This window comes from Rhizobium acaciae (genome assembly GCF_025941625.1).
Classification (GTDB): Bacteria; Pseudomonadota; Alphaproteobacteria; order Rhizobiales; family Rhizobiaceae; genus Rhizobium; species Rhizobium acaciae.
The window spans coordinates 99,047-122,878 of record NZ_JAPCZO010000010.1; the positions used below are offsets into that span (position 1 = coordinate 99,047).

Consider the following 23,832-nt stretch of genomic DNA (forward strand, 5'->3'; position numbering starts at 1 on the left):
AGGTTTTCTCACTCCGACGCCCCAGGATGAGCTTTTCCATGAGCACCGTTTCAACGCCGATGGCGAGCAGTGCCCCCTTGATCAACAAAGACCGCGTGATCGACTGGCTGGGCATCTCACCCTTCATTATTTTCTCCCTGTTATTCCTGATCATCCCCACGCTTTATCTCGTTGTGGGCGCGTTCCTGACGCCCGAGGGCGATTTCACGCTGAAGAATATCGGCGATCTTTTTACGCCATCGATCATGAGCGCTTACTGGATCAGTATCCGCGTCTCGGTCGCCTCCGCCCTCGGCGGCGCGTTGATCGGCTTTTTCCTTGCCTGGGCCGTCGTGCTCGGCGGCCTGCCCGCCTCCGTGCGCTCGACACTACTGACCTTCTCCGGCGTCGCCTCGAATTTCGCCGGCGTGCCGCTCGCCTTCGCCTTTCTCGCAACGCTCGGCCGCACCGGCCTTGTGACGATCTTCCTGCGCGAATGGTTCGGCTTCAATCTCTACGGCACCGGTTTCAACCTGCTGTCCTTCTTCGGCCTCACCATCACCTATATGTATTTCCAGATTCCGCTGATGGTACTGATCCTGACGCCGGCCCTCGACGGCATGAAGAAGGAATGGCGCGAAGCATCGCAGATTCTCGGCGCCACCAACCGCCAATACTGGACGATGGTCGCGCTGCCGATCCTCTGGCCGAGCCTGCTCGGTACGACGCTGCTGCTCTTCGCCAATGCCTTCGGCGCCATCGCCACAGCCTTTGCGCTGACCGGCAGCTCGTTGAACATCGTGCCGATCCTGCTTTATGCGCAGATCCGCGGCGACGTTCTGCACAATGCCAACCTCGGTTACGCCATCGCGCTCGGCATGATCGTGATAACCGGCGTCTCCAACGTCCTTTACCTCCTGCTGCGCATGCGCGCCGAACGGTGGCAGAAATGAAAGCTCAACGTCTCGGAGCCTGGATCGCCATCATTCTCGGCGCGTCCTACTTTATCATCCCGCTGATCGGCACAATCGAGTTTTCGCTGCGCATGCGCCGCGGCGAATACAGCCTCGACGCCTATCAATCGGTCTTTTCGGACGCTCAGTTCCGCGAGACCTTCGGCTATTCCATGCTGATGGCGTTACTCACCATCGTCTTCGGCATGCTGCTTGTCGTGCCAACGGCCTATTGGGTGCGGCTGCGCCTGCCGCAGATGCGCCCCGTCGTCGAATTCATCACGCTGCTACCGCTTGTGATTCCCGCAATCGTCATCGTCTTCGGCTACCTCAGGATGTACAATTCGTCGTCCTACCTGCCGCTGACGGGCTCAACGACTGGCACCAACATCCTACTGGTCTTCTCCTATATCACCCTGTCGCTGCCCTACATGTACCGCGCCGTCGATACCGCCATGCGCGCCATCGACGTCCGCACCCTGACGGAGGCAGCCGAAAGTCTCGGCGCCAGTTGGACGACCATCATGTTCAAGTGCATTTTCCCCAACGTCATGAGCGGCGTGCTCTCAGGTGCCTTCATCACGCTCGCGATCGTCATGGGTGAATTCACCTTCGCCGCACTGCTCAACCGTCCGGCCTTCGGTCCCTACCTGCAGCTCGTCGGCGCCAACAAGGCCTATGAGCCTTCGGCGCTCGCCGTCATCGCCTTCTCGATCACCTGGCTCAGCATGGGCCTGCTCAACCTCGTTTCCCGCGTCGGCAAAGCCCGTCCGGCAAAGGCTTAAGGTATCTGGTTCATGTCCTTTCTCACACTGACCAACATTCAGAAATCCTTCGGCCCGGTGCAGGTCGTCAAGAACTTCAACATGACGATCGAAAAGGGTGAGTTCATCTCCTTTCTCGGCCCGTCAGGGTGCGGCAAGACGACCGTCCTGCGCATGATCGCCGGCTTCGAAACGCCGACCGGCGGCACGCTGACCATCAATGGCAAGGATCAGAGCTCGCTGAAGCCGAACCAGCGCAATATCGGCATGGTCTTCCAGGCTTATGCATTGTTCCCCAACATGACCGTGCACGACAATGTCGCCTTCGGCCTCAAGGTCGCCGGCGCGCCGAAACCTGAGATCGACGCCCGCGTCAAGGAAATGCTCGGCCTGATCAAGCTCGATCACCTGGCCGACCGCTTCCCCTATCAACTATCGGGCGGCCAACAGCAGCGTGTCGCCCTTGCCCGCGCGCTTGCCGTCAAGCCGCAGGTGCTGTTGCTCGACGAGCCGCTCTCCGCGCTCGACGCCAAGATCCGCGTGTCGCTGCGCGAGGAAATCCGCCAGATCCAGCAGCAGCTCGGCATCACCACGGTGTTCGTCACCCATGATCAGGAAGAAGCCCTGTCGATCTCCGACCGCATCGTCGTCATGAATGCCGGCAAGGCCGACCAGATCGGTTCGCCCTTCGAGATCTACAACACGCCTGCGACGCGCTTCGTCGCCTCCTTCGTCGGCACGCTGAACCTGATCGAAGCCACGGTCGTCGATCCCGACAGCAACCGCATCCAGATCGGCGATCAGGGCATCACGCTGAAGCAGTCGGTCGCCGCTCACAAGACTGGCGAAACCATCTCGCTGGCGCTGCGTCCGGAAGCAGGCTCGCTCTCCGACAGCGTCAAGAGCGACACGGCGCTGACCGGCCAGGTCGTTTCGGCCCACTTCCTGGGGTCGGTCATCCGCACCCGCATGAATGTCGGAGGTAACGTCATCTCCTTCGACATGTTCAACAGCCCGGGCATCACCCCGCCGCAGGCCGGCGAAACAGTAACCCTGCGCTTCATGGCAGCCGACCTGCTGATCATCCGCGACTGATTTCGCCAATACTGCTGAGGCAAAAGGCGCCGCGAAACGGCGCCTTTTTCATTTCTGCTCGTCCGACCCGTCAGCAATCGTGATGCAGCCATCACCACAAGGCACTTGAACTCCTCGAGGTCGGCGCCAGAAGTTGAACAAACCAAATGAGCCGGAGTAGCCTCCGCCTGGCACTTTAAGAAATGGGATATTTCAATGATTACCTGCCACCTGCGCTATGTGATCGATCCGTACAAGCTTGCCGAATTCGAAGAGTATGCCAGGCTCTGGATTCCGATCGTCAACAGGATGGGCGGCACCCATCACGGTTATTTCCTACCATCCGAAGGCGCCAACAATATTGCCGTTGCGCTGTTTTCCTTCCCGAGCCTTGCCGCCTACGAGGACTATCGCACACGCATGGCAAGCGATCCGGAATGTCAGGCGGCTTTCGAACTCGACAAACATAACCGCAGTATCGTCAGCTATGAACGCGGCTTCATGCGGCCCCTGCTCGGCTGATCGAACCGCGCACGACGGGAAATGAGAAACCCCGCCAGCTGGCTGGCGGGACTTTTTCGTTCAGTCATGCGCTTAGCGGATCGCCTGGTCGTCGACATCGAAACGATGCACGTGCGCCTGGTCCGGCGTTGCATAGACGATCTCGTCCGGCTCGTACTGATGCTCGCCGAAGAGACGTGCCGTCAGCAGGCCGCACTGGTCGGATTCCAGATAGATGATCGTGTCGGCGCCGAGATGCTCGACATGCACGACCTTCGCAGCCCAAGTGCCCTGCTCGCGCGACAACGTCAAATGTTCGGGACGCACGCCGATCGTCTTGGCGCTGTGGTCGCCGACCTTCTCGGCCGCGATGAAATTCATCTGCGGCGAGCCGATGAAGCCGGCAACGAAGACATTGGCCGGTCGTTTGTAGAGTTCCATCGGAGAACCGATCTGCTCGATCGCGCCGGCATTCAGCACCACGATCTTGTCGGCGAGCGTCATCGCCTCGACCTGGTCGTGGGTGACATAGATCATCGTCGCCTTCAGGCTGCGGTGCAGCCGGGCGATTTCGAGGCGGGTCTGGACGCGCAGCGCCGCATCGAGGTTCGACAGCGGCTCATCGAACAGGAAGAGTTCCGGTTCGCGCACGATGGCGCGGCCGATGGCGACGCGCTGGCGCTGGCCGCCGGAGAGCTCGGCCGGCCGCCGCGCCAGATAGGGTTCCAGTGAAAGCATGCCGGATGCCTTGCCGACACGCTTGTCGATCTCGTCCTTGGCGGTGCCGGCCTGCTTGAGGCCGAGCCCCATATTGTCCTTGACCGTCAGATGCGGATAGAGCGCGTAGGACTGAAACACCATGGCGATGCCGCGCTTGGCCGGCGGCGTCAACGTCTCATCGCGGCCATTGATGACGACGGCGCCTGACGTGACGTCTTCGAGGCCCGCAATGCTGCGCAGCAGCGTCGATTTCCCGCAGCCCGACGGTCCGACGAAGATGACGAATTCGCCGTCCTTGACCTCGAGATCGATGCCTTTCAGCACCTCATGCGTGCCATAGGTCTTGCGGATGGATTTGAGTTGAAGCGATCCCACGGGTCTTTCCTTATAATCTGACCGGCTGGCCGGTGCGCACGCTCTCGTCGGCGGCAAGGCAGATGCGCAGCGATGCCACCGCATCCGCCATATGGCGGTCGAGGTCCAGATCCTCGCGGATCGCCCTCAGCATGAAGGCCTGTTCCAGGTCGCAGAGCGCCTGATGACCGGGCTCTCCTTCCATCGTCATGTCCTGGTCGGGCCGGATAAACTTGCCGTCCGGGCCGGTCTCGGCCGTGTGCAGACGGATCACCGAGGTCTTGGTGTGCGTGTCGATATCGTCGGACTTGGCGTTCGGATCCATGACGATCGACACCGCACCCTTCGGCGACATCACGTCCTTCACGAAGAAGGCAGTTTCCGAGATCATCGGTCCCCAGCCGGCCTCGTACCAGCCGACGGAACCGTCCTCGAACAGCACCTGCAGGTGACCGTAATTATACATGTCGGCAGCGATCTCGTCGGACATGCGCAGCCCCATGCCGCGCACCTCGACGGCTCTCGCGTCGGTGATCTGGCACATGACGTCGACATAATGCACGCCGCAATCGACGATCGGCGAGGTCGTGCGCATCAGCGACTTGTGCGTCGCCCAGGTCGGACCGCTGGACTGCTGGTTAAGGTTCATGCGGAAGACATAAGGCGGGCCGAGCTTGCGCGCCTCTTCGATCAGCTTCATCCAGGAAGGATGATGGCGAAGGATATAGCCGATCACCAGCTTGCGCCCCGCCTTCCCAGCTGCCGCGACGACGCGCTCGGCGTCTGCGACCGTTGTCGCCAGCGGCTTTTCCACGAAGACATCGCAGCCGGCCTCAAAGGCGGCGACCGCATAATCGGCATGGCTGTCGGAATAGGTGTTGATCGAGCAGAGGTCCGGCTTCAGCTCGGCAAGCGCCGTCGTGAAGTCGGGGTGGATCGTATAGCCCTGCAGCTCGGCCGCCAGCTCCGGCGTCGAGCGGTTGACGAGACCGACGATCTCGAAGCCGGGATTATTGTGATAGGCGAGCGCATGGCTGCGGCCCATATTGCCGAGGCCGGCAACGAGCACGCGGATCGGTTTTTCGTTCACTTGACGGCTCCTGACGTGATGCCGCGGATCAGCTGCCGCGAGAAGATGACGTAGAGGACGAGGATCGGCAGGATCGCCAGCGACAGGGCCGCCAGCACCGCATTCCAGTTGGTGACGAACTGGCCGATGAAGATCTGCGAGCCGAGCGTCACCGTCTTGGTGGCCTCGGAGGGCGCCAGGATCAGCGGGAACCAGAGATCGTTCCAGATCGGGATCATGGTGAAGACCGCGACCGTCGCCATGGCCGGGCGCACCAGCGGCAGCACCAGGCGGAAGAAGATCGCATATTCGGAAAGCCCGTCGATGCGCCCGGCATTCTTCAGATCGTCCGAAACCGTCCGCATGAATTCCGACAGGATGAAGATCGCCAGCGGTATGCCCTGCGCGGTATAGACGAGGATCAACGCCGTCAGCGTATTGACGAGGCCGGCTGCCACCATGCCCTGCAGGATCGCCACCGTGCCGAGACGGATCGGGATCATGATACCGATCGCCATGTAGAGACCAAGCAGCATATTGCCGCGGAAGCGATACTCCGAGAGCGCGAAGGCCGCCATGGCGCCGAAGAGCAGCACCAGCAGGATCGAAACGATCGTGACGATGAAGCTGTTCTGGAAATAGGTGGCGAAATCGCCCTGCCCGAGCACCGTCAGATAGCCGACGAGGCTGAAGGTCGACGGCGTCGGGATCATCAGCGGCTCGCGGAAGATCGAGGCGCGATCCTTGAACGAGTTGACGATGGTCAAAAACACCGGAAACAGCGCGACCAGCGTATAGGCGCTCAGCGCCAGATGCACGAGGCCGGTGCGGATGGGAGATGTGCGTGCCTTGGACATGCGCGCTCCTCAGAATTGGTAGCGACGCATGCGCCGCTGGATGACGAAGAGATAAAGCGAGACGCCGGCGAGGATGATGAGGAACATCACCGTGGCGATCGTCGCGCCCATCGAGCGATCGCCGAGCTGAAGCTGGAAACCGAAGAAGGTGCGGTAAAGCAGCGTGCCGAGAATGTCGGTCGACATGTCAGGCCCGGCGAGCGCCCCCTGCACGGTATAGATCAGGTCGAAGGCGTTGAAATTGCCGACGAAGGTCAGGATCGAGATGATGCCGATCGCCGGCAGAATGAGCGGCAGCTTGATTTTCCAGAACTGGGCCCAACCGGTAATGCCGTCGCATTCTGCCGCCTCGATCACCTCTTCGGGGATGCTGAGCAGTGCGGCATAGATCAGCATCATCGGAATGCCGATATATTGCCAGTTCGAGATCAGCGATACCGCAATCAGCGCCGAACCGGACTTGCCGAGCCAGGGCGCGAACAGGAATTTCAAGCCGATGAGATCGAGCATCCAGGGCGCCACGCCCCAGATCGGCGAAAGGATGAGCTTCCAGATGAAGCCGACGATGACGAAGGACAGCAGCGTCGGCAGGAACATCGCCGTGCGGTAGAAGGCGACGCCGCGCAGCTTCGGCACCGAAAGCAGGGCGGCAAGCGCCACGCCGATCGGGTTCTGCACGCACATGTGGATGGCAAAGAAGATCAGGTTGTTGACCAGCGCATTCCAGAAATCGCGCGCCCAGCGCGCATCGCCGAACAGCACCTTGAAATTCGCCAGTCCGACGAAGACCGGCTGTCCGTCGACCGTATTGTAGAGCGACAACCGAAGCGTTTCAATGAGCGGCAGCACCATTACGGCGGAATAGACGATCAGGGCCGGCAGCATGAAGACGAAGATGTGCCAGCGCACCGGGCGCCTGATCGGGACGATATCGACCGTGTTGTCGGTTTCGCTCATGGCTTTTGCCTGTTCTTGTCGACTGGCTGCAAGGGCAGCACAGGTGGAAAACGTTGCGCCTCACCCCAACTCTCTGCCAACTGGGAAGAGAGGGAACACGCCCTGCTGAGATGCGATATCGGGCTGGGAGGTCGCTGCGAGTCTCCTTCTCCCCGCGCGCGGGGAGAAGGTGGCCGGCAAGCCGGATGAGGGGCTGCAAGCGCCGCCCCTGATCACATCACTTGGCCGGCTTGTACCAGCTGTCGAGGCCGTCCTGCAGCTTCTTGGCGGCGACCGCAGGCGTATCCGTGCCGTTGATCACGTTGGCCGATTCGACCCAGGTCTCGTTTTCGAGGTTCGGCGTGCCACGTGACAGGATCTGGTAGGTCGAGCGCACAGTCGACTTGTACGGGCCGCGCCAGGAAACGAATTCCTGAGCGAGCGGATCGGACATCTTGACCGGGGTGGAGTTCAGGCTGAAGAAGCCCGGCAACGAGTTGGCGTAGATATCGGCGAACTCCGGCGAAGCGACCCAGCTGAGGAACTTCTTGGCTTCCTCGGCATGCGTGCTCTTCGCGTTCAGCGCGACGCCGATATCCGGATGGTCGGAGATGTAGCCCGTGTCGCCTGCCTTCGGAACCGGCGGCGGGAAGGCGCCCATCTTGAACTGGGCCTGGCTGTTGAACAGCGCGATTTCCCACGAACCGGCCGGATAGATCGCTGCACGGCCGAGCGTGAACAGGTTCTGGCTGTCGGAGTAGGTCTGGGCTTCGAAGCCGTCGCCGAGATAGGGCTTCCACTTGGCAAGCTCTTCATAGGGCTTGACCCAGTCGGCATCCGTCAGCTTCTGCTTGCCGGCGATCAGGGCGGCGCGGCCATCCTCACCCTTCCAGTAGTTCGGGCCGATATTCTGGTAGCCCATGGTAGCGGCTTCCCAGAGGTCCTTCGTGCCCATGGCGAGCGGAATGTAGGTGCCGTCGGCCTTGATCTTGTCGAGCGCTGCGTAGAACTCATCCTGGGTCTTCGGCACAGAGATGCCGAGCTTGTCGAAGGCATCCTTGTTGTAGATGAAGCCGTGGATGACAGAAGCCATCGGCACGCAGAAGGTCGACTTGCCGTCGTCGGTGCTCCAGGCGGCCTTGGCGACCGGCGAGAAGTTCTCCATACCAGGCAGGCTGGTGATGTCGACGAGCTGCTTCTTGTTGAAGAGTTCGAGCGAAGCGTCGAACGGACGGCAGGTGATGATATCGCCTGCGGAGCCGGCATCGAGCTTGGCATTCAGCGAGGCGTTGTATTCGGTCGGCGCGGTCGGCGAGAAGACGATCTTGATGCCCGGGTTCTTGGCTTCGAAAGCCGGGATGATCTTTTCCTGCCAGATTTGCAGGTCGTCGTTACGCCAGCTTTCGACCGTCAGCGTGACGTCGGCGGCGTGGACGAGACCCGCTGAAGTCAGCAGACTGGAGGCAAGCAGCAGGCTTTTCAGAGCAGTGTTTTTCATTTCCCTCTCCTGTTTTAAGCGCCGCGAGGCGCTGTTTTCGATCTGAAACAAGCAATTGGTGTGTCTGAGGCAACACCCAACGCCCCTTGGAGGACCGCCAGCAATGCCGGCCCCGAAAGCTCGACGGACACGAAGGCGGATCGCCTGCGGCCGGACTGCGCGCCTTCCCGGTGGTGACACCGAGGGCGGCGAAATGATGGGGAAAGCCGATGGATTCCTGAACCTCGCCACAAGCCCGATAGGCCGGCGGGTCGTCATCTCGATCACCTTCGTAGCGGCTCCGGCTTGCCTTAACTGCCGGTTTTCGTGGGCTTCGAAGTGCTGTTCCCTTTTGCCAAATTAATGCCAAAAAAATACCAATTGTCCAGCCGAAATTAACTTTTCGGCCGGATAAAACTCATTAAAAAATTTAATCAAGCAAAATCAATAAGATAAAAAGATTGATTTTCCACGTCATTCCCACTTGGTAAATGGTATTTTTTTGGTATTGTACTAAAAAACATAGGGAACGGCATATTCGGAGGCCCGATGACGGAGCTTGCAATCGGCATAGACGGCGGCGGAACGAGCTGCCGGGCCGCGGTCGCGGACAGGAACGGCAATGTTATCGGCCGCGGCAAATCGGGCCCTGCCAACATCCTGTCGGATCTGGAAAACTCTCTTCTCAACATTGTCGAATCCGCCCGGCAGGCGCTAGGTGATGCCGGGCTTGCCGCTGAAACCCTTTCCTCCGTCGCAGCCGTCGTCGGTGTCGCCGGCGCCAATGTCGGCGATTACGGCAGGCGAATCGAAAAGGCCCTGCCCTTTGCCGAAGGCCGCGTCGTCACCGATGCGCTGATCGCCCTGCAGGGTGCGCTCGGCGATGCCGACGGCATCGTCGGCGCCTTCGGCACCGGCTCGGTCTATAATGCCCGCAAGGACGGCCGGCTGAACGGCATTGGCGGCTGGGGTTTCGTCGTCGGCGACCAGGCAAGCGGTGCCCGCCTCGGCCGCGACCTCCTGGAACGATCGCTGCTTGCCCATGATGGGGTGCGCCCGGCATCGCCGATCACCGACGCGGTCATGACCGAATACGGCAACGATCCCGAGCGCATCGTCGAATTCGCCCATTCGGCAAGACCGAAGGATTTTGCCCGTTACGCCCCCACCGTCTTCGAACATGCGGCTAAGGGCGATGCCGTGGCGGTCGGCATCGTCACGGATGCGGCAACGGCGATCGGCGAAAGTCTCGAAGCACTGCTCTGGCCCGAATGCCCGTCGATCTGCCTGCTCGGCGGTCTTGCCGAGGCTTATGAGCCGTGGCTTTCCGAGCGCTACAAGTCCCTGCTTGCCAGACCGAAGGGCGATGCCCTGCAGGGCGCGGTGGAACTTGCGGTCAAGCTGCTCAACAACAGGCAGAGAGGTGCGGCATGACCGACGACCTCGCCACCCTCCTTTCCCTGGAGCGCCTGCAGGCAGCCGGCACAGGTCCGCTCTACGTCAAGCTGCGCCGCACGCTCGAAGGAGCCGTGCGCACCGGCACGCTCGGGCACGGCGATGCGCTGCCGCCGGAACGCGACATCGCCGAATTCGCCGCCGTCAGCCGCGTCACTGTGCGCAAGGCGATCGATGAACTCGTCGCCGACGGCCTGTTGGTGCGTCGTCACGGTTCCGGCACCTTCGTCGCCAAGCCGGTCTCCAAGGTCGAGCAGCGCCTGTCGCAGCTCACTTCCTTCACCGAGGACATGGCGCGCCGCGGCATGTCTTCCCGCTCCGAATGGCTGCACAAAGGCGTCCACACCCCCTCGCCCGACGAGATGATGATCCTTGGCCTCGGTACCGACGTTAAGGTTTCGCGCCTTTCCCGCCTGCGCATTGCCGACGACCAGCCGCTGGCGATCGAGAATGCCAGCGTCTCCGGCGAATTCCTGCCCGATCCCTCAGCCGTCACCAATTCGCTCTATGCCGAGCTCGAACGCCTTCAGGTCCGACCCGTGCGCGCTGTGCAGCGCATCTCGGCAACCAATATGAAGGAAGCCGACGCCCAGCTTCTTGGCGTCTCCGCGGGTGCGGCCGGCCTGTCGATCGAGCGTATCTCCTATCTGGGCTCCGGCCGCGCCGTGGAATTCACCCGCTCGCTCTATCGCGGCGACGCCTATGACTTTGTCGCGGAGCTGACGATCGCGGTGACGTAAGCCCTACCAGAAGCGGGCGATCCAAAGCTGATTTCCGACAAGATCATCGAAGATCGCATCGGCGGAGATAAGCGGTATCCCATTCTGCATGGCGGTCGCAGCAAGAAACCGGTCGAACGGATCGCGATGTGTCCAGTCCATCATGGCTGCGGTCAGACAGATTTCCGGTGTCAATGCAGCGGCAATGCCACCCTGCTCGTGCAGCAGTTCCGGCAGCCGGCCGATGAAAGGCTCCATCTCCGGCCATTTGCCGAGACGAACCTTCTGCCCGATTTCGAATAGGGATATTGGGCTGACGAAAATCGTCTCCGCCTTTTCGATCAGAGCGATCGCCTTGGCCGAGAGCCGCTCGTCGCCGGTCAGCGACCATGCCCAGGCATGGGTGTCGAGCAAGAGCGAGTTCACTCGCCCCCTTCCCAAGCCGCAAGTTCGCCCTGATCTATGGGCTCAAAAAAGTCGGGTCCATTTCCAACAACTTGCCCCTTGAGCAGCCCGATCTTGAAGGAAGACTGCACAATCGGAATGATCTTCACGACAGGCTTGCGCCCCTTGGCGATCACCACTTCCTCACCGGAAAGGGCGGCGTCGATCAATTTCGACAGATTGGTCTTTGCGGCATGGATGGTAACTTGCATCGTCGCCCTCATTAGCTAACTTGACTAAGTATACCGCCTCATCGTCAATTCCGCTATCAAATTCAACCAGCCTGAATGCGGGTAATTATTGGAGCCGCATCAAAATCATAAAGCCGGAAGGTGAATCCCTTCCGGCTTTTCATTTATTGAATCAATCTCTGAGGACGCCGCCCTAAGCGACCGTGAAGACTCGGCAATCAGGCCGCGTCTTCGATCTGCTCGTTCGTCTTGCGCGGCACGTAGTTCAGCACCGGTCCGAGCCAGCGCTCGACTTCGGAAACCTGCATGCCCTTGCGGGCCGCATAGTCTTCCACCTGATCGCGCTCCACCTTGGCGACACCGAAATAATAGGAGTCGGGATGGCCGATATAGAGGCCGGAGACCGAGGAGCCGGGCCACATCGCATAGCTTTCCGTCAGCTTCACACCGGCCGCTTTTTCAGCATCGAGCAGCTTGAAGAGTGTTGCCTTTTCGGTGTGGTCGGGCTGGGCGGGATAACCGGGCGCCGGGCGAATGCCGGCATAGGCTTCGGTGATGAGGTCCTCTTTGCTGAGCGTCTCGTCCTTGGCATAGCCCCAGTATTCGCGTCGAACCTGCTCGTGCATGCGCTCGGCAAAAGCTTCGGCGAAGCGGTCGGCCAGCGCCTTGACGAGGATCGAAGAATAATCGTCGTTCGCCCGTTCGAAACGTTCGGCGATGGCGATTTCCTCGATACCCGCCGTCACCACGAAGCCGCCGACATAGTCCTCGACACCGCTCGAAACCGGCGCCACGAAATCGGAGAGCGCCACGTTCGGCCGCCCGTCCCGCTTCGAAAGCTGCTGGCGCAGCGTATAGAAGGTCTCAAGCTCGTGCTTCCGGCTCTCGTCCGTAAACAGCCGGATATCGTCGCCGACGGCACCGGCCGGCCAGAAGCCGATGACGGCGCGCGGGCGGAACCACTTCTCGTCGATGATCTTCTTCAGCATCGCCTGCGCATCGGCCCAGAGCGCACGCGCCGCCTCTCCCTGCTTCTCGTCGTCCAGAATGGCGGGGTACCGGCCGCGCAGCTCCCAGGTCTGGAAGAACGGCGTCCAGTCGATATATTTGGCAAGCTCGGCCAGATCGTAATCCTCGAACACCCGTGTGCCGAAGAATTGCGGCTTCACGGGCTGATGGGCAGACCAGTCGATCTTGTGGGCATTCTCGCGAGCCCGGGGCAACGGCAGGCGCACCTTCTCGGCCTCGCTGCGCGCATGGGCAGCCGCCACCTTGGCATATTCGGCGCGAATGTCGTCGACATAGCCCTGGCGGCTCTCCGGTGACAGCAGAGCCGAGACGACGCCGACGGCGCGGCTCGCATCGGTCACGTAGATCGTCTGCCCCTTGTTGTAGCCGGGATGGATCTTCACGGCCGTATGCACGCGGCTGGTCGTTGCCCCACCGATCAGCAGCGGGATCTCGAAGCCCTGCCGCTCCATTTCGGCCGCGACATGCACCATCTCATCGAGCGACGGCGTGATCAGGCCGGAAAGGCCAATGACATCGACCTTTTCGGCAATCGCCGTTTCGAGGATCTTCGTCGCCGGCACCATGACGCCGAGGTCGACGATCTCGTAATTGTTGCAGGCAAGCACGACGCCGACGATGTTCTTGCCGATATCGTGCACGTCGCCCTTGACCGTCGCCATCAGGATCTTGCCGGCCGACCGGCGTTCCTCGCCGCCATTGAGGCGCTTTTCCTCTTCCATGTAGGGCAGCAGCACGGCGACCGCCTGCTTCATCACGCGCGCCGACTTGACCACCTGCGGCAGGAACATCTTGCCCGAGCCGAACAGATCGCCGACGACGTTCATGCCGGCCATCAGCGGCCCTTCGATGACGTGCAGCGGCCGGGCCGCCTGCAGGCGCGCCTCCTCGGTATCGGCCTCGATATATTCGGTGATGCCATTGACCAGCGCATGCTCGAGACGCTTCTCGACTCTCCATTCGCGCCAGGAAAGATCCTGGACGCGGCCTTCGCGTGCGGCGCCGCCACGGAATTTCTCTGCCACTTCGAGCAGCCGCTCGGTACCATCAGGGCGACGGTTCAGCACCACGTCCTCGCAGGCCTCGCGCAGCTCGGGATCGATATTGTCGTAGACGGCAAGCTGGCCGGCATTGACGATGCCCATGTCCATGCCCGCCTGGATGGCGTGGTAGAGGAACACGGCATGCATTGCCTCGCGCACCGGCTCGTTGCCGCGGAACGAGAAGGACAGGTTGGAGACGCCGCCCGAAATATGCACCAGCGGCATGCGCTCGCGGATCGTCCGCGTCGCCTCGATGAAATCGACGCCGTAATTATTGTGCTCTTCGATGCCGGTCGCGACCGCGAAGATGTTCGGGTCGAAAATGATGTCCTCGGGCGGGTAGCCGATCTTCTCGGTCAGCAGCTTGTAGGCGCGCGTGCAGATTTCCACCTTGCGCTCATAGCTGTCCGCCTGCCCCGTCTCGTCGAAGGCCATGACGACGACGGCCGCACCGTAATTGTGCAGCAGCCGCGCCTGGGCGAGGAAATTCTCTTCGCCTTCCTTCAGCGAGATCGAGTTGACGATCGGCTTGCCCTGGACGCGCTTCAGGCCGGATTCGATGATCGAGAACTTCGACGAGTCGATCATGACAGGCACACGGGCGATGTCAGGCTCAGCGGCGATCAGGTTGAGGAACTCGACCATCGCCTTTTCGGAATCGATCAGGCCTTCGTCCATGTTGATGTCGATCACCTGCGCGCCGTTCTCGACCTGGTCGCGGGCGACATCGAGCGCTGCGGTGAAATCGGCATTGGTGATCAGTTTGCGGAAGCGGGCCGAGCCGGTGACGTTGGTGCGCTCGCCGACGTTGACGAAGGGAATGTCCTTGGTCAGTTCGAAGGGTTCGAGGCCCGACAGCGACATGAAGGGGCGATGCTCGGGAATCGGCCGCGGCTTGTATTTGGCAACGGTCTCGGCGATCGCCTTGATATGCTCCGGCGTCGAGCCGCAGCAGCCGCCGACGATGTTGACGAGGCCCTCGCGAGCAAAGCCGTCGATCTGCGCCGCCATCAGCTCCGGCGTTTCGTCATACTGGCCGAACTCGTTCGGCAGGCCGGCATTCGGATAGGCGCAGATGAAGGTGTCGGCAACACCCGAAAGCTCCTGCAGATGCGGGCGCATCGCATTGGCGCCGAGCGCACAGTTGAGCCCGATCGTGAAGGGATTGGCATGGCGCACCGAGTTCCAGAAGGCCGACGGCGTCTGGCCGGACAGCGTGCGGCCGGAAAGATCGGTGATCGTGCCCGAGATCATCACCGGCAGGCGCACGCCCTTGGCCTCGAAGCGCTCCTCGCAGGCGAAGATCGCAGCCTTGGCGTTCAGTGTGTCGAAGATCGTCTCGATGAGGATGATGTCGGCGCCACCGTCGATCAGCCCGTCGATCTGCTCGCCGTAGGCGGTGCGCAGATCGTCGAAGGTCACGGCGCGGAAGCCGGGATTGTTGACGTCGGGCGAGATCGAGGCGGTGCGGTTGGTCGGCCCGATGGCGCCGGCGACGAAGCGGCGGCGGCCATCCTCGCGCTCGGCGCGCTGCGCCGCCCGGCGCACGATTTCGGCGCCTTCCTTGTTGAGGTCGTAGACCGCACCTTCCATCTCGTAATCGGCCTGCGCGATGCGGGTCGACGAGAAGGTGTTGGTCTCGAGAATGTCGGCGCCGGCCTTGGCGTATCTGTAATGGATCTCTTCGATTGCGTCCGGCTGGGTCAGGATCAGAAGGTCGTTATTGCCCTTCTGGTGACAGGCGCAGCCGATGAAGCGCGTCCCGCGGAACTGGTCTTCATCATAGCCGAGCCCCTGGATCTGCGTGCCCATGGCGCCGTCCAGAACAAGGATGCGTTCGCTCGCGGCTTGTTTCAAAGCTGCGAAAACTTCACTGCCGTCACGCTTGCCCGTTTCCGGACCAAAGAGATTGTCAAACACGGGAGGGCTCCTTGACGTCGTAAGACCAGACTTCCAAATCACATAAAGATATCTTTATGTCAATATATGCCTGTCGATTTCGTGCTTTGCAAATCTCGCCGGATGACAGACTCGCACGACGCCTATATAGGCGTTTACAACGCTTTGTGCACGAAATCGGAGGAGCATCATGGCACCCGCAACCGGCAACGCCGTGCTTGGAAACTGGACGACCCGCGCCTATCACCGCGGCTGGCTGCTGACCCAGGCGAACGGTCTCTTCGATTTCTTCCAGCACAATTCGGTCAACCCAAAGGGCGGCTTCTACGATCTCGACGACGGGGGCCGGCCTCTCGACGCCGAAGGCCAGGTTCGCGGCATCCATATCGCCGCGCGCGCCGTGCATTGTTTCTCGATCGGCACCCTGCTCGGCCGCCCAGGTGCAGCCGATGTCGTCGACCACGGCATGGACTATATCTGGAACCATCATCGCGACCGGAAAAACGGCGGCTATTTCTGGTCGCTGAACAATGACGGTCCCGTCGATTCCAACAAGCAGGGCTATGGCCATGCTTTCGTGCTGCTCGCCGCCTCAGCCGCAAAGACGATCGGCCATCCGCTTGCCGACGGCATGCTCGCCGATATCACCGAGATCCTCAACACGAAGTTCTGGGAAGCCAAGCACGGCGCGATTGCCGAGGAATTCACCGCCGACTGGCAACCGCTCGATGGCGGCGCCTATCGTGGCCAGAACTCCAACATGCACCTGACCGAAGCGTTGATGGCGGCCTTCGAAGCCACCGGCGACCGGGAATACCTCACCAAGGCCGAAAGCATCGCCGATCTCGTCATCCGCCGCTCCGCCGGTTCGGTCGACTGGCGCGTCGCCGAGCATTTCGACGCCGAATGGAACCTCGACAAGACATACTATCATCCGAACGAAATGTTCCGCCCCGCCGGCACGACGCCCGGCCATTGGCTGGAGTGGGCTCGCCTCATCCTGCAGCTCTGGGCGCTCGGCGGCAAACGGATCGAGTGGATGCCGGATGCGGCCAAGGCGCTCTTTGCCCAATCCATGGCGCTCGGCTGGGACAACGACAAGGGCGGCTTCTTCTATACGCTCGATTGGGACGACAAGCCCGCCAAGCGCAACAAGCTCTGGTGGCCGGCTTGCGAAGGTGCGGCTGCCGCACATTTTCTCAACGAGCACCTGCCGAGCGATTTCCATGAGGAGAGCTACCGCAAGATCTGGAACGTGATCGAGCGCGCCTTCATCGACCACAAGAACGGCGGCTGGCACGAGGAACTGACGGAAAATCTCGTCCCCTCTCACTCGCTGTTCCCCGGCAAGGGCGATATCTACCACGCGCTGCAGGCCTGCCTCATCCCGCTCTACCCTGCAACGGGCAGCCTGACAAAGGGCATCACCGAGGCTGGCGGCAAGCTCTGAGGCGAAACCCTCAGCAGCTCGGCACCGATTAGTTGCGGCAGGACGTCGGCAGACGAGAGATACCGGGTCCTGTCAGCGCGCCTGCGCCAAGTCCAGACCGATATAGTGTTGCAGATGGATATTGTGCTGGCGGTTCACCGCCTGAATCAGCCGCTCGACGTTGTTGATCGGCGAATGCAAAATCTCCGACAAGAGCGCACGAAAATCCGCTTGCGATATATTCTCCGCCGTACTGATGATCGTCGGCTGAAGTTTGGTATGAAGAACCCAATGCAAGACTGCACGGCGATAGACATCGTCGAGCAGCACAGCCAGATCGCCGGCTTCGATCACATATTCGAAGGACAGGCTGACATGCCCGGAATCCACAGGAAGCGAATAGATCAACCGTCCATCGATATCATCGACATGCGGTTCGTAGCCGTCGCCCATGCAGCGCGTGCCGCGCACCTTGGCCATTTCAGGCGAGCCGCAGCGTATCCAGATCCTTGGCGAGCATCAGCGCCAGCGCCTCGACCGCGAGATTGTGGTCGTCACGCTGCGGCAGTCCCGAGACGGTGACAGCGCCGATGCAGCCGGTTCCCTTGACGTTGATCGGGAAACTGCCGCCATGCGGGGCATAGTCGGCGCCGGAAAGCCCATTATCCTCGACCGTCTTGCCGTCCCTCTGCAACTTCAGACCGGAGGCATAGCTGCTGCGGAAATAACGCAGCACCATGTTGCGCTTGCGGCGGACCCAGTTGACGTTATCGGGCGTCACACCCGGGAGTGCCGCATAGAAAACGGGCATAGAATGCAGCGTCACGTCGATCGCGATCCCGAGGCCGCGCTCTGTGGCAAGTTCCTGCAAGAGCTTGCCGAGCTGCCATGCCGTCGTCAGGTCGAAGGCGTCGAAGCTCAGCACTTTCTCCTGCTCCGCGATCCGGCTGAGATCGTCATCGATTGTCATGGGTAAAGCTCTCCTCTGCCGCGATGATCGGTGCAGACCATTCTCGCCAGGAGAAAAAAAGTAAAGCAAAAACTTGGGCCTACCCCTGGAGCAATTCCAGCAAAAGCGCGCTGCGGTCTTGCGTCCGGAATTGCGCGAAGACAAAGAGATAGAGCATTTTCGTCACTCGAAGAAAACGGAAATGCTCTATCTCAGAGCTTCGGCGTCAGCATCTCGAAACGGTCGCGGATGGTGGCGCAGGTATCGCCGCCGAGCCTCGCAATGGCATCGACCGCTGCCGGATCGACATGCAGCCGTTCAGGATCGACGACCCCGTCGCGGTAATGCGCATAGACGATCTCGCCCATGACGATCTGCCGCGAGCGGCCGAGCTCCAGCGTCACATGCCGCTTGCATTCGAAGGCGGCCGGCGCCTCGGCGATGAAGGGCGAAGCCACCTTCTCGCCCGGCATCGCCGTCAGGCCCGCTTGCTTCAGTTCGTCGACACCGCGCGGATATCTGGCGCCGCAGACATGCATCGCCTCGGCAATCGCGAAGGAGACGATATTGACCGTGAACACCTCGGTCATGCGGATATTGTGGCCGGTGTCCTTGAACGACATGTCGGCATTGTTCTCGACCCCGATCGCAAGGATCGGCGGATCGGCCGAAAGGCAGTTGAAGAAGCTAAAGGGCGCCGCATTGACCCGGCCGTTTTCGTCGACCGTCGTCACCAGTGCGATCGGCCGCGGGATGATCGTGCCGATCATCAGCTTGTAGCGTTCACGCTCGCTGAGCTGTTTGAAATCGAAGGAAACGGCCATCGGTTCAGCCGACCTTCAGGACCGGCGAGAAACCGCTCATCGCCCCGGTGAAGGGTTTCGGCAGCGGCGAGGCATAGGAGCCGCGCTTGCTGGTGGAAAGCCCGAGCGACACCAGCGCTTCGGCCTGCTTGACGGCGGCGGCAACGCCATCGACGACAGGCACGCCGTAGATCTCCTGCAGTTCGCGCGCCAGATCGGTCATGCCGGCACAACCGAGCACGATCGCCTCGGCGCCGTCTTCCAAAAGCGCCCGCTCGATCTCGGCCCTGAGCTTGCCGATCGCGCCGGAGGCCTGATCTTCCAGCTCCAGCACCGGGATGTCGGAGGCGCGCACCTTGGCGCGGTCGCCCATGCCGTAGCGGCGCACCAGATTGTCGATCAGCACCCGCGAGCGCTCCAGCGTCGTCACCACGGTGAAGCGCTGTGCCAGGAAGCCCGCCGTTACCACGGCGGATTCGCAAAGCCCGAGGATCGGCACATCGGCAAAGGTCCGCGCCGCTTCGAGCCCGGTATCGTCGAAGCAGGCGATAACAGCCGCATCATAGCCCACACCCTGCCGTTCCCTGAGTTCGTCGAGCAGACCGGGGATCGCTAAGGCCCCGTCGTAATGCCCCTCGATGGAAACCGGCCCCATGCGCGAGGTGGCCGCGATGATCTCCGTGCCGGAGGCCGCCACCGCACGCGCGGCGGTGGCGGCCTTCTCGGTCATGGAGGCCGTGGTGTTCGGATTGACGATGAGGATGCGCATGTCAGTTCATCTTTGCCTGCCGCCTGCTGAGCATCGTCATGATGCCGAGCGCGAGGAGAATGATGGTGAAGGAAAACAGCGTCGTCACCGTGCCGAGTGCATAGAGCACCGGCGTCGTGACGTTGGTCGTCATGCCGTAGATTTCGAGCGGCAGCGTGTTGTAGGTGCCTGATGTCATCAGCGTGCGGGCGAATTCGTCATAGGAGAGCGTGAAGCCGAACAGGCCGACGCCGACCAGGCTCGGCGCGATCATCGGCAACACGACATGGCGAAATGTCTGCCAGGAGCTGGCGCCGAGGTCGCGCGCCGCCTCTTCATAGGCCGGCGAGAAGCGGTTGAAGACAGCAAACATGATCAGCACGCCGAACGGCAGCGTCCAGGTCAGATGGGCGCCAAAGGCCGACGAATACCAGGCGGGTTTGAGCCCTCCCTCCTGGAAGACGACGCCGATGCCGAGCGAGATGATGATCGACGGCACGACGAGGCTTGCGACCGTGGCGTAGAACAGTGCCGTCGAACCTGGGAAACGGCGCCGGAAGGCAAGGCCGGCAAGCAGCGACACGATGACGGTCACCGCCATCACCATCAGCCCGAGGGTGAAGGAGCGGCGGAACGAGGCGCCGAAATCGCCGACCGCCTGCTTCTCGAACAGGTTGAAGAACCAGTGCGTGGAAACGCCGTTCATCGGGAAGGTCAGGCCGCCGTCCGGCCCCTGGAAGGAGAGGATCAGGATCGCCGATAGCGGGCCGTAGAGGAACAGCACGAAGATGACGAAGAAGAGCGCCAGCAGGTAGAATTCCAGGCCGCGTTTTTCGTGGCTCATCTCAAAGCTCCTTGCGGATGTCGACGACGCGCAGGATGGCAGCGACCATCAACAGCACGACGGCGAGCAGCACCACGGCATTGGCCGCAGCGGCCGGATATTGCAGCAGCGACATCTGGTTCTTCATCATCAGCGCCACCGAAGCGCTCTGACCGCCGGACATCACCTGCACCGTCGAAAAGTCGGCCATCACGAGCGTCACGACGAAGATCGTGCCGATCGCCATGCCGGGTTTGGCGAGCGGGATGACGACGTTCCACAGCACCTGCCAGCCGGAGGCGCCAGCATCGCGCGCCGCCTCGAACAGCGACCGATCGATACGCATCAGCGTGTTGAAGATCGGTGTCACCATGAACAGCGTATAGAGATGCACCATGGCAAGCACGACGGCGAAATCGGAATAGAGCAGCCATTCGATCGGCTGCGGGATGATGCCCATGTTGATCAGCGTCGAATTGACGAGGCCGTTGCGCCCGAGCACCGGGATCCACGAGATCATGCGGATGATGTTCGACGTCATGAACGGCACGGTGCAGACAAGGAAGAGGATCATCTGCGTCGACGTCTTGCGGATGTGGAAGGCCAGGAAATAGGCGACCCAGAAACCGATGACGAGCGTCAGCGCCCAGACGATCGCGGTGAATTTCAACGTGTTGAGATAGATCTTCCACGTCACCCACGAACCGAGCGTATCGGTGTAGTTCATCGTCAGGAAATCGGGATAGAGACCGGCAAAGTCGTAGTCCCAGAAGCTGACGACCGCGATCATGGCGATCGGCAGCAGGAAGAACAAGCCGAGAATAACGAACAGCGGCGTCGCCTGGAGATAGGAGATCGCCGATGGGGAAAGCTTCAGTCCGCGCCCGCCACGCGCGCCCTGGCCATCCTCCTCCGTTTCCGCTGCGATGGTCGCCATCCCTTACCCTTTCGTTCGTCGAAGTAATGAAAGGAGGGATCATCAAAGACCCCTCCCCAACCCTCCCCACAAGGGGGAGGGAGTATCTTTGCCGCGCCTCTCCGGGCTCCCTCCCCCTTGTGGGGAGGGTTGGGGAGGGGAAAAACGACAATCGCTTAGGCTGCGATAAACTCGTTCCAGCGGCGGACCATGTAGCGGTCTTCGTCCATGACGGAGTTCCAGCAGGCCACCGCTCCCATGCGGGCTTCGAACGAGCCGCCGTCGCGCACCGCACCGGCTTTCTCCATCACCTTGCCCTCGGGCGACATGATGTCGCCGGTTGCAGCCTTGCCCTCGATCCAGTAGCCCCATTCGTCGGCCGACATGAATTCCTTGGCAGTGTCCATGCAGGCGGAATAATAGCCCTGGCGGTTGAGATAGCCGCCGACCCAGCCCGACGTGTACCAGTTGATATATTCATAGGCGGCATCGAGCTGCGCCCCCTTGAGGTGAGAGGCAAGGCCGAGACCGCCGCCCCATGCGCGATAGCCTTCCTTGAGCGGCTGATACTTGCAGGCGATGCCCTTGGAGCGGACGGCGGCAACGGCCGGCGACCACATGGACTGGATGACGACTTCGCCCGACGCCATCAGGTTCACCGACTCGTCGAAGCTCTTCCAGAAGGCGCGGAACTGGCCGTCGCCCTTGGCCTTGATCAGGAATTCGATCGTCTTGTCGATCTCTTCCTTCGTCATGTTGCCCTTGTCGGCATATTTGATGTTGCCCATGGCTTCCATGATCATCGCTGCATCCATGATGCCGATCGACGGAATGTTGAGGATCGAGGTCTTGCCCTTGAACTTCGGATCCATGATGTCGGCCCAGCTGGTGATGTCGCGGCCGACGAGATCGGGGCGGATGCCGAGCGTATCGGCGTTGTAGATGGTCGGAACCATCGTCATCCACTGCGTCGGCTCCTTGGCGAACTTCTTGGAGTCCTGCGCTTCGACGAAACCGACCGTGTGCGGCGCCGTGCCCTGGGCGATGACGCTCTCCGGCTTCATCTTGCCGTTGATGAAGAGCGGCACGATCTTGTCGTAATATTTCAGCTTCTTGACGTCCATCGGCTGCAGCACGCTGGTCGGGAACACCTTCTTGGCGATCCAGTATTCGATGTCGGCGATGTCGTAGCTGTCGGGCTGGGTGACGGCGCGCTGGGCGGCGGCGTCGGAATCGGTCGCCGTCATCTCCAGCGTGATGCCGAGATCGGCCTTGCACTTCTCGGCGATGGCATTGATGTTCGAAACGCCGGTGCCGAACTGGCGAAGCGTGATGTTCGTCTGCGCCCAGATCGTGGGAAAGCCGGTGATGGCGCCGGAGCCGGCGATGGCGCCGACGGCGGCAGCACCCGTCTTCAGCAGCGCGCGGCGGGAAAGACCCTTCTCCGCCTTGGTCGATGTCGTTTCAGTCGTCATGTCAGTTCCCCTTTTCTTGGATATGGAAGGTTCAGTGTTCTTGATGGTGATGGCTTATGTGGAAGAGCGGCCGAGAAGCACGGCATCATCGAGCGCCCAGCTGAGCGAGACGGTGTCGCCGACGGCAACCGGCCGGGCGAAATAGTCGCCGTCGTCGGCAATGACGGTGAAGTCATCACTGCCGGCGCCGATAACGGTGATTTTCACGGAAGAGCCGCGATATTCGATGTTGGAGACGATGCCGTCGAAGCCGAGCGTCCATTCGGTCGCCACCTGCAGGCGCACGCGGTCGGTGCGGATGCCGATATCGACGGGCTCGCCGACTTCCCTGCCCGTCCCACGCACGGAAAAGCTCTGGCCTTCCGGGACGGTCATGACGAGCACGCCGTTCTCGCTCGAGGTCACCCGGCCGGACAGCACGTTGTGGTCGCCCATGAACCGCGCAACGAAGGCCGTCGCCGGCCGCTCGAAGACCTCGCGCGGGGCGGCCGCCTGCTCGATCCGGCCGTCATTCATGATGACGATGACGTCGGCGAGCGCCATTGCCTCTTCCTGGCTGTGGGTGACATGCACGAAGGTGATGCCGAGCGACTTCTGGAGTTTCTTGAGTTCGGCGCGCATGCGGATCTTCAGGAACGGATCGAGCGCCGACAGCGGCTCGTCGAGCAGCAGCGCTTCCGGATCGGTGATCAGCGCGCGCGCCAGTGCCACGCGCTGTTGCTGACCGCCGGAAAGCTGGGCCGGACGCCTGGCGGCATAGGCCTCCATCTGCATCAGCTTCAGCATCTCGAGCGCCTTGGCCTGCCGCTCTTGCTTGTCGACGCCCTTCATCTTCAGGCTGAAAGCGACGTTGTCGATCAAATCGAGATGCGGGAAGAGTGCGTAGGACTGGAACATCATCGCCGTGCCGCGCCTGGCCGGCGGAAAATCGGTGACGACGACATTGCCGAGGCGGATATCGCCCGACGAGATGCTCTCATGGCCGGCGATCATGCGCAGCGTCGAGGTCTTGCCGCAGCCCGACGGACCGAGGAAGCAGCAATAGGAGCCGGCCGGGATCTTCAGGCTGATCGCATGGACCGCCGTCGTCGCGCCATAGACCTTCGAAACGGATACTATATCGATCTCTGCCGCTTTCGACATCATGCCTTCCCCTGTTTGGAAAAGACGATGCATCTGCCGTGCCAAACTCCGTTGCTCACAGGAAGCCATTGCGAAATAACGA

The 23,832-nt window shown here is 61.4% G+C and carries 23 protein-coding genes; 7 read left to right on the forward strand and 16 right to left on the reverse strand.

The window, feature by feature from the left end; translation table 11 throughout:
• Positions 1 to 38 precede the first annotated feature (38 nt).
• The 4 genes from OLZ32_RS17235 to OLZ32_RS17250 all read left to right on the forward strand — a co-directional run bounded on the left by OLZ32_RS17235 (position 39) and on the right by OLZ32_RS17250 (position 3,292).
• Positions 39 to 932, forward strand: coding sequence for an ABC transporter permease (locus OLZ32_RS17235; RefSeq protein WP_003541488.1), 894 nt, complete (start codon positions 39 to 41; stop codon positions 930 to 932).
• The gene (locus OLZ32_RS17240; RefSeq protein ID WP_003541491.1) at positions 929 to 1,717 is read left to right on the forward strand and encodes an ABC transporter permease; all 789 of its coding nucleotides are present in this window, start codon (positions 929 to 931) and stop codon (positions 1,715 to 1,717) included. The genes OLZ32_RS17235 and OLZ32_RS17240 overlap by 4 nt, the downstream gene beginning before the upstream one ends.
• Positions 1,718 to 1,729: 12 nt before the next feature.
• Entirely contained in the window at positions 1,730 to 2,791 is a 1,062-nt protein-coding gene (locus OLZ32_RS17245) for an ABC transporter ATP-binding protein (RefSeq protein WP_264399091.1), read from the forward strand.
• Positions 2,792 to 2,986: 195 nt separating this feature from the next.
• Positions 2,987 to 3,292, forward strand: coding sequence for an NIPSNAP family protein (locus tag OLZ32_RS17250; RefSeq protein WP_017988985.1), 306 nt, complete (start codon positions 2,987 to 2,989; stop codon positions 3,290 to 3,292).
• 72 nt (positions 3,293 to 3,364) lie between these two features.
• Here the strand turns inward: OLZ32_RS17250 and OLZ32_RS17255 are convergent, their stop codons facing one another.
• The 5 genes from OLZ32_RS17255 to OLZ32_RS17275 form a co-directional block, all read right to left on the reverse strand.
• Complete coding sequence (locus tag OLZ32_RS17255) at positions 3,365 to 4,366, reverse strand: ABC transporter ATP-binding protein (protein ID WP_017988986.1); 1,002 nt, start codon at positions 4,364 to 4,366, stop codon at positions 3,365 to 3,367.
• A 10-nt stretch (positions 4,367 to 4,376) separates the two neighbouring features.
• On the reverse strand, positions 4,377 to 5,435 hold the full coding sequence (locus tag OLZ32_RS17260; protein ID WP_003541500.1) for a Gfo/Idh/MocA family protein: 1,059 nt from the start codon (positions 5,433 to 5,435) through the stop codon (positions 4,377 to 4,379).
• Positions 5,432 to 6,271: a carbohydrate ABC transporter permease gene (locus OLZ32_RS17265; protein WP_264399090.1), complete on the reverse strand. Its 840-nt coding sequence runs from the start codon at positions 6,269 to 6,271 to the stop codon at positions 5,432 to 5,434. The genes OLZ32_RS17260 and OLZ32_RS17265 overlap by 4 nt, the downstream gene beginning before the upstream one ends.
• 9 nt (positions 6,272 to 6,280) lie before the next feature.
• Complete coding sequence (locus OLZ32_RS17270; protein WP_003541504.1) at positions 6,281 to 7,228, reverse strand: carbohydrate ABC transporter permease; 948 nt, start codon at positions 7,226 to 7,228, stop codon at positions 6,281 to 6,283.
• A gap of 217 nt (positions 7,229 to 7,445) precedes the next feature.
• Positions 7,446 to 8,705: an ABC transporter substrate-binding protein gene (locus OLZ32_RS17275; protein WP_003541505.1), complete on the reverse strand. Its 1,260-nt coding sequence runs from the start codon at positions 8,703 to 8,705 to the stop codon at positions 7,446 to 7,448.
• Between the two features lie 528 nt (positions 8,706 to 9,233).
• Between OLZ32_RS17275 and OLZ32_RS17280 the strand changes: the two genes are divergently transcribed.
• Positions 9,234 to 10,118 (forward strand): N-acetylglucosamine kinase, encoded by an 885-nt coding sequence (locus tag OLZ32_RS17280; protein WP_264399089.1) that lies wholly within the window; start codon positions 9,234 to 9,236, stop codon positions 10,116 to 10,118.
• The gene (locus OLZ32_RS17285; RefSeq protein ID WP_020050885.1) at positions 10,115 to 10,879 is read left to right on the forward strand and encodes a GntR family transcriptional regulator; all 765 of its coding nucleotides are present in this window, start codon (positions 10,115 to 10,117) and stop codon (positions 10,877 to 10,879) included. Before OLZ32_RS17280 ends, OLZ32_RS17285 begins: the two co-directional genes overlap by 4 nt.
• A 3-nt stretch (positions 10,880 to 10,882) precedes the next feature.
• Here the strand turns inward: OLZ32_RS17285 and OLZ32_RS17290 are convergent, their stop codons facing one another.
• The 3 genes from OLZ32_RS17290 to metH all read right to left on the reverse strand — a co-directional run bounded on the left by OLZ32_RS17290 (position 10,883) and on the right by metH (position 15,485).
• A complete protein-coding gene (locus OLZ32_RS17290; protein WP_003541510.1) occupies positions 10,883 to 11,284 on the reverse strand; it encodes a type II toxin-antitoxin system VapC family toxin in 402 nt (133 codons plus the stop codon).
• On the reverse strand, positions 11,281 to 11,514 hold the full coding sequence (locus OLZ32_RS17295) for a type II toxin-antitoxin system Phd/YefM family antitoxin (RefSeq protein WP_003541516.1): 234 nt from the start codon (positions 11,512 to 11,514) through the stop codon (positions 11,281 to 11,283). Before OLZ32_RS17295 ends, OLZ32_RS17290 begins: the two co-directional genes overlap by 4 nt.
• Before the next feature lie 197 nt (positions 11,515 to 11,711).
• Entirely contained in the window at positions 11,712 to 15,485 is a 3,774-nt protein-coding gene (metH, locus tag OLZ32_RS17300) for a methionine synthase (RefSeq protein ID WP_264399088.1), read from the reverse strand.
• A 169-nt stretch (positions 15,486 to 15,654) separates the two neighbouring features.
• On the opposite strand from metH, the gene OLZ32_RS17305 reads away from it, so the two are divergent.
• Positions 15,655 to 16,914, forward strand: coding sequence for an AGE family epimerase/isomerase (locus OLZ32_RS17305; protein ID WP_264399087.1), 1,260 nt, complete (start codon positions 15,655 to 15,657; stop codon positions 16,912 to 16,914).
• A gap of 72 nt (positions 16,915 to 16,986) precedes the next feature.
• On the opposite strand, the gene OLZ32_RS17310 is transcribed toward OLZ32_RS17305, so the two are convergent.
• The 8 genes from OLZ32_RS17310 to OLZ32_RS17345 form a co-directional block, all read right to left on the reverse strand.
• Positions 16,987 to 17,373, reverse strand: a complete 387-nt coding sequence (locus tag OLZ32_RS17310; RefSeq protein ID WP_264399086.1) for a hypothetical protein — start codon at positions 17,371 to 17,373, stop codon at positions 16,987 to 16,989.
• Position 17,374: 1 nt separating this feature from the next.
• Positions 17,375 to 17,863 carry a heme-degrading domain-containing protein gene (locus tag OLZ32_RS17315; RefSeq protein ID WP_264399085.1) on the reverse strand — a complete coding sequence of 163 codons (489 nt, stop codon included), beginning with the start codon at positions 17,861 to 17,863 and terminating at the stop codon, positions 17,375 to 17,377.
• Positions 17,864 to 18,054: 191 nt separating this feature from the next.
• Positions 18,055 to 18,666 (reverse strand): flavin reductase family protein, encoded by a 612-nt coding sequence (locus OLZ32_RS17320; protein ID WP_264399084.1) that lies wholly within the window; start codon positions 18,664 to 18,666, stop codon positions 18,055 to 18,057.
• A gap of 4 nt (positions 18,667 to 18,670) precedes the next feature.
• Positions 18,671 to 19,414 carry an aspartate/glutamate racemase family protein gene (locus OLZ32_RS17325; RefSeq protein ID WP_264399083.1) on the reverse strand — a complete coding sequence of 248 codons (744 nt, stop codon included), beginning with the start codon at positions 19,412 to 19,414 and terminating at the stop codon, positions 18,671 to 18,673.
• A gap of 1 nt (position 19,415) precedes the next feature.
• Positions 19,416 to 20,237, reverse strand: a complete 822-nt coding sequence (locus OLZ32_RS17330; RefSeq protein ID WP_264399082.1) for an ABC transporter permease — start codon at positions 20,235 to 20,237, stop codon at positions 19,416 to 19,418.
• Between the two features lies 1 nt (position 20,238).
• Positions 20,239 to 21,153 carry an ABC transporter permease gene (locus OLZ32_RS17335; RefSeq protein WP_017988993.1) on the reverse strand — a complete coding sequence of 305 codons (915 nt, stop codon included), beginning with the start codon at positions 21,151 to 21,153 and terminating at the stop codon, positions 20,239 to 20,241.
• A 155-nt stretch (positions 21,154 to 21,308) separates the two neighbouring features.
• Positions 21,309 to 22,607 (reverse strand): ABC transporter substrate-binding protein, encoded by a 1,299-nt coding sequence (locus OLZ32_RS17340; protein WP_003541534.1) that lies wholly within the window; start codon positions 22,605 to 22,607, stop codon positions 21,309 to 21,311.
• Between the two features lie 54 nt (positions 22,608 to 22,661).
• Entirely contained in the window at positions 22,662 to 23,750 is a 1,089-nt protein-coding gene (locus tag OLZ32_RS17345; protein ID WP_264399081.1) for an ABC transporter ATP-binding protein, read from the reverse strand.
• Positions 23,751 to 23,832: the final 82 nt, after the last annotated feature.